This window comes from Leucobacter sp. M11 (assembly GCF_035726885.1).
GTDB lineage: Bacteria > Actinomycetota > Actinomycetes > Actinomycetales > Microbacteriaceae > JAPFRB01.
Map to the genome: position 1 here is coordinate 276163 of NZ_JAPFRB010000003.1, position 6229 is coordinate 282391.

Annotated in this window: 3 protein-coding genes; all 3 read left to right on the forward strand. The window is 69.8% G+C overall.

Translation table 11 applies throughout. The annotated features are described in order from the left end of the window. On the forward strand, positions 1 to 764 hold a 764-nt coding region (locus tag OOT08_RS09630), incomplete at its 5' end, for a hypothetical protein (RefSeq protein WP_325092430.1). 194 nt (positions 765 to 958) lie between these two features. Continuing rightward, positions 959 to 1399 (forward strand): NUDIX hydrolase, encoded by a 441-nt coding sequence (locus OOT08_RS09635; protein WP_325092431.1) that lies wholly within the window; start codon positions 959 to 961, stop codon positions 1397 to 1399. 144 nt (positions 1400 to 1543) lie between these two features. Beyond that, positions 1544 to 6229 (forward strand): CshA/CshB family fibrillar adhesin-related protein (locus OOT08_RS09640; protein ID WP_325092432.1); only part of this gene is annotated, 4686 nt, incomplete at its 3' end.

Here is a 6229-nt window from a genome sequence, read left to right on the forward strand (position 1 = left end):
AGGCGCAGGACGAGGGCGAGCTGAGCCGGGGGAGCCTCGGGGCGGGCATTGTCGAGGGCGGCGTGGTCAGTGACGAGCACGGCGAGTACCGTCGGCTCACGATCGACCTGGACCACCCCTTCCTCGTCCTCGACCCCGAGCGCATCGACGACTCCGCCGCCGAGCTGGGCCTGAGCGATGAGCACCTGCTGGCCGCCTACCGGAGCGCAGCGGGGTACCTCGTCGAGATGACGCTCGACTCGGACGCTTTCGACACCGATGTCGCCACCGACGCCGCGTGGATGCTCGCGAACGAGCATCGCTTCGGCGTGAACATCCTGGGCACCGTGCGCGATCCGAAGACCCCGAAGGACCAGGTCTACGCTGGGGTCGTCGTCGCCGACGTGATCGGCGTCCCCCTGCCCCGAACGGGGGAGACCCGCCTGCGCGACATTCGGGTGAGCCTGGCCTCTCTCGATGCCTACCCGGACCCGGTTCTGGGGGCCTTGAACGCGCGCTCGACCTTTGACGTTGACGCCCGCACCGGCGCACTCGATGATGCCCGGCTCCGCGCCGCTGCGCTGACTCGGGGCGGCTTCGCGGACGAGGCCGCGCTCGAGGCCGAGCACCCCTGGCTCTTCGACGGGGTGGACTCGGGGGTCGTGCGGCTGGCGGGCCAGGCCCCCATCACGGTCGACGCGCTGGGGCGGGTCAGCGGCATGGGGGCGGAGCTGCGGGTCAGCCTGCTCGGCGAGGCGGACGGCGAACGCATCGAGCTTTCCTGAGCACGCTCACCCGGGAACGGGAACGCGGCCGATCGCCCTCGCGCTCGGCCCGGACGTTTCCCGTGAAACATCCCGAGGAATGACACGCGTGTAGTTATCCACAGTTGTTAATAGAGTTGTTAATAACGGCCGGGCCGCCACGGCGGCGGCGGTGCGGCGCTGCCCGCGATGACCGGCGGATTATGCTGGAGCGCATGCACACACGCATTGCGGCGTACGCCCTGATTATCCGAGACGACGAGATTCTGCTCTCGCACTGGCGGCGCGGCACGATGCACGGCTGGACACTGCCGGGGGGCGGCATCGAACCGGGGGAGGACCCGGCAGACGCCTGCGTCCGTGAGGTCTTCGAAGAAACCGGCCTGCACGCGGCTCTCGGGCGCGTGCTGGGGGTCGACTCCCGGATTCTGGTCCGGGAGGAGCCGCGGCCGGGGGAGGACGCGCAGCTGCACACCGTGCGCATCGTCTACGCGGGCAGCGTGACCGGCGGCACCCTGACGCCGGAGCTGGACGGCTCCTCGGACGACGCCGCCTGGTTCCCGCTCGCGGAGGTGCCGGAGCTGCGCAAACTCTCCCTCGTGGACGCGGCCCTGGCGATGGCGGAGCGGGACGACCGGAGCCCGGAGCGCGCCTGAGCCGTCGGGCATATTCCAGAACGCGCATGGCTCAGAACCCGTGCGGGCAGCCCTGTTGCGAACCCGACTCTGCCGCTAGTCTGTGGAGCAGGAACCGACGGAGGACGCCTCCGCCAGTTTTCGCTTTGGACGTAGGGGGAATTCATGGCCGAACTGGTCGCTCAGCAGGCACGCTCGCGGAAAAAATCAGCCGGGGGGCGACGGTTCCGGCGCGTGCTGCCGAGCGTGCGGCGGCTCGGGGCCCTGGCCGCGGTCGCCGCGGTCGCGATCAGCGGGCTCACCCTGGTCTCTCCGGGCGTCGGGACGGCCCCGGCCGAGGCCCTCTTTGCCACGGGCGGCGAGGGCGAGCATCGCAACTCCATTGACTGGTTTAGCTTCGAGGCGGAGGGCCCGGTCATTCCCGGCCCCGACGGGACGATCACCTACACGAACGAGCGCGAGGCGGGGCACCACACGCTGAGGACCACCTGCACGGTGGGCGACATCACGGGCACGACCGCGAACCCGCTCAGCACCTATCGCTCGGGCGGGTACGTCGGAGACGCGCTGCCGACCCTCTACAACATCGGTGGGCCGGGCAGCCAGAACGAGATGATCACGGGCTTTGTGAACACCGTGACCAGTACCTTCGCCCAGTTCCGCATCGTCTGCTCGGCCGACATCATCGACAACGACACCCAGGTGAGCACCGAAATGCCCCTGCAGGGGCTCGTGGTTGCCGACGCGGAGTCCAGCAACACGGTCGGCCTCACCCACGAGTACATTCAGGTGAGTCCCATCGCGAACCAGAGCTTCGGCGACGCGGCCACCGCGGCACCCGGGGTGAACTGGCGGGTCATGGACCGCTACCGGCCCGCGAACTGCCCGAGTTTCACCGAGGCCCGGGTGCTCCCGAACACGAGCATGCTCAACCTGGAGACGAACGGCTCGGAGTGCATGGCCAACGAGGTCGGCAACGCCGGACCCGGCCCCATCGCCGTCGCCTTTATGGAGGGGGCGACGAGCGCCGACATCACCGTGAACGGCGGCGGGAGCACCGCCGTGGCGATCGGGATGGTGCTCGACACCGACTTCGGGGACGCCCCCGAGTCCTACGGCGAGGCCGGGGCCTTCTACGAGCCGACCTGGGCCGGCGACATCATCCCGGCGAACGCGGAGCTGGTGAACCTCTCGGACGAGAGCTTCCAGCTCGCGACCCGCGGCAGCCCCGTGCGCACGCTGGGGGAGCGAATTGACCCGGAAACGAAACAGCTGCACAGCCACGACGCCCTGCTCGACGATGAGACGGGCGTCTCTGATGAGGACGGCATCGACCCGAAGATGTTGCCCCCGCTGAACACCGCAGCCGGGCAGAACAACGAGATCGAGGTGTCCTGCACGGTTGCCCCGGGCGAGACCGCGCTGCTCGCGGGCTGGATTGACTGGGCGCACAACGGCGTCTTCGACCCCGAGGACCGCTCGGACACGGTCGCCTGCGTGAACGGCACAGCGACGCTCACCTGGACCGTCCCGGAGGTGGAAGGGCAGTCCACCGCGGAGTCGCGCACCATGCTCCGGCTCAGGATTGCGGAGACCGAGGCGGAGCTGACCCCGACGGGGCTCGCGCACAGCGGCGAGGTGGAAGACTACTCCCTGGAGTCCCCCCGGATCCTCGCGACGAAGACGGCGACGCCACCCGAGGGCACCACGCTGCACCCGGGCGAGCAGGTGACGTACACCCTCGACTTCTGGAACGACAGCTCCGTGCCCGGGGACGTCACCTACAGCGATCAGCTCACCGAGGTCCTCGACAACGCCCGACTCGTCGGGGGCCCAACCATGGAGGTCGGGGGGCCCGAGGTGACGGCCCTGCTCACCGGAACGCAGATCGACGTGGTCGGACGGCTCGCCCCGGACGCGAAGGCGAGGGTCACGTACACGGTCGAGGTGACCGCTGAGGCGACCCACGGCGAGCGGCTCACGAACTATCTGCTCCTCTCGGACGGTTCCGGCACGATCGTCGAGGACCCGCCGGGGCTCTGCCTGCCGGAAAACCCGCGCTGCACCGATCACCCGATCGCGGTGCCCGGGCTGTACGTCACGAAGCTCGCGGACCCCGTGAGCGGGGAGACCGTCACAGCGGGGGAGCACATCACCTACCAACTCCTGTTCGAGAACTGGGGCCCCGAGCCCGTCGCGATCGAGCACACGGATGATCTGACCCGGGTACTGGACGATGCGACGCTGCTCGAGGAGACGGTGCACGGCGTCGGCGGGCTCGACGCGAGCTTCCAGAACGGATCGCAGTCCCTCGCCATCACCGGATCCGTGCCCGCTGGCAAGATCGGAATGGTCCGGTACACGGTGGAGGTGAAGGAGGACGGGGAGCGCGGTGACGACGAGCTCGCGAACTTCCTGCTGGAATCGGGGAGCACCCCGCCCACGACGTGTGCCCCCGAATCCGACACCTGCACGACCCACCCCGTGGCCACCTCCGACATCTCGGTGGCGAAGCGCGTCAAGGACCGGGAAAACGGTTCGGCCGTGGTCGCGGGCGACGAACTCACGTACGAGCTGACGTTCACGAACCAGGGCGCGGCGGCCGGTCCGGTCGACCACGTCGACCACCTCGCTGGTGTGCTGGACGACGCCGAGCTGACCGCCGGGCCGACGGTGGCCCCGGAGGGCGCGCTTGGCGCGGTCCTCGACGAGGACGCCCAGACGATCGCGATCACGGGGCAGCTCGCCGCCGGGGCGAGCGTCACCGTCTCATACACGGTCACGGTCAAGGCCGATGACGACCGCGGCGACGATGTGCTCGCGAACTTCGTCATGGAGGGTGAGACGCAGCCACCCACCGTCTGCGAGCCGGGCATGGACAACTGCACGACGCATCCGGCCGAGAAGCCCAATGTGACGGACGAGAAGTCCGTTGACCCGGAGTCCGGCACCGGCGTCACCGCCGGTCAGGAACTGACCTACACCCTGAGCTTCACGAACTCGGGCAGCGCACCCGGGGCGGTCAATCGGATCGACGACCTGCGGCACGTCCTCGACGACGCTGAGGTGACGACCCCGCCGACCGCGAGCGACCCGGCGCTGACGCCGGTGTTCGACGCCGCGGCGCAGACCATTGCCGTAACCGGGGAGCTTGCCCCCGGTCAGACCGTGACGGTGAGCTACGTCGTGACCGTGAAGCCGGATGGCGAGCGCGGCGATGACACCCTGGCGAACTTCCTGCTTGATCCGGGTCAGGACCCGCCGACCACCCCGGTCTGTGACCCGGAGGACACGGACTGCACGGGAAACCCGATCGGGGCGATCAGCTACGAGAAGCGCGTTGACGCCTCCGCGGACCCCATCACCGCTGGAACCGTCCTTACCTACACGGTTGAGATGCGCAACACGGGCACCGCGACCGCTGCGGTGCAGCGCACCGACGTGCTCACGGATGTGCTCGACGACGCCGAGCTGACCGAGGAGCCAGACTCGAACACCCCGAGCGTGACGGTGAGCGAGGTGGTCGACGAGCGCTTCACGATCGGCGGCGAGCTCGCCGCCGGCGAGACCGCGACGGTGACCTACGCCGTGACGGTGAAGGCGGCTGCCGACCGCGGCAACCACAGCGCGGCGAACTTCCTCGTCACTGAGCCGGGCACGGAACCGCCCGGCGAGTGCCTGCCCGCCGACCCGGAGTGCACGGTGACCGGGCTCCCCGATCTGCGAGTGAGCAAACAGGTGGATCCTGAGAGCGGCACCGCAGTCGCTGCCGGGCAGGAACTGCGCTACACCCTGACCTTTGCCAACGAGGGCGATGGCGCGGCTCCCGTCGACTTCCTCGACGACCTGAGCGGCGTGCTGGACGACGCGGAGGTGACGAGCGAGCCGACCGTTGACCCGGAGGGCACGCTCACCGCAACCCGAACCGCCGCGGAGCTGGCCATCTCCGGCACGGTGCCCGCGAACAGCTCCGTCACGGTGCGCTATGCCGTGACGGTGAAAGCCGACGGGCAGCGCGGGGACAGCGAGCTCGCCAACTTCCTCGTGGAGACGGGCACCGAGCCACCCACGACCTGCGAACCCGGAGATCCCTGCACCGTGAACCCGGTGCCGGAGCTCACGGTGACCAAGTCCTCCGACCCGGCCTCCGGCGAGGCCGTTGCCGCGGGCGAGGAGCTCACGTACACGCTGAGCTTCTCCAACACGGGCGCGGCCCCGGCCGCCCTCGCGTTCACGGACTCCCTGGCCGGGGTTCTTGACGACGCGGAGCTGACGGGCGGTCCGACCGTGCTCGGCGCGGGCGGACAGGTCGTCACGGCGGTCTTTGACGGGGCGGCCGAGGAGATCACGATCACCGGCTCCGTGCCTCCCCTGAAGATCGTCGAGGTGACGTACACGGTCACGGTGAAGGCGGACGGGGAGCGCGGGGACAACCAGCTGGCGAACTTCCTCCTGGAGACCGGCGTCGAACCGCCCACCGTGTGCCTCCCGGAGGATGAGGCCTGCACCGTACACCCGGTGCCCGAGCTCGTGGTTGCCAAGACGGCTTCTCCCGCGAGCGGGGAAGCCGTCATCGCCGGGCAGACCGTGAGCTACGAGCTCAGCTTCGAGAACGCGGGCACGGCCCCCGTCTCCGTCGCGCGCACCGACCACCTCGCGGGCGTTCTCGACGACGCGGACTTCGGCGAGGGGCCGACCGTGCGACCGAGCGGCGCGCTGACCGCGGCTCGGGACGGCGATGAGATCGCCATCACGGGCACCCTGGCGCCCGGCGCCCGGGCGACCGTGAGCTACACGGTCACCGTCAAGGCCGACTGGGAGCGCGGCGACGAGCAGCTGGGCAACTTCCTG

Excerpts from the sequence above, each read along its gene's own strand:
- OOT08_RS09635 (WP_325092431.1), top strand. The coding sequence starts at position 959 with ATGCACACACGCATTGCGGCGTACGCCCTGATTATCCGAGACGACGAG.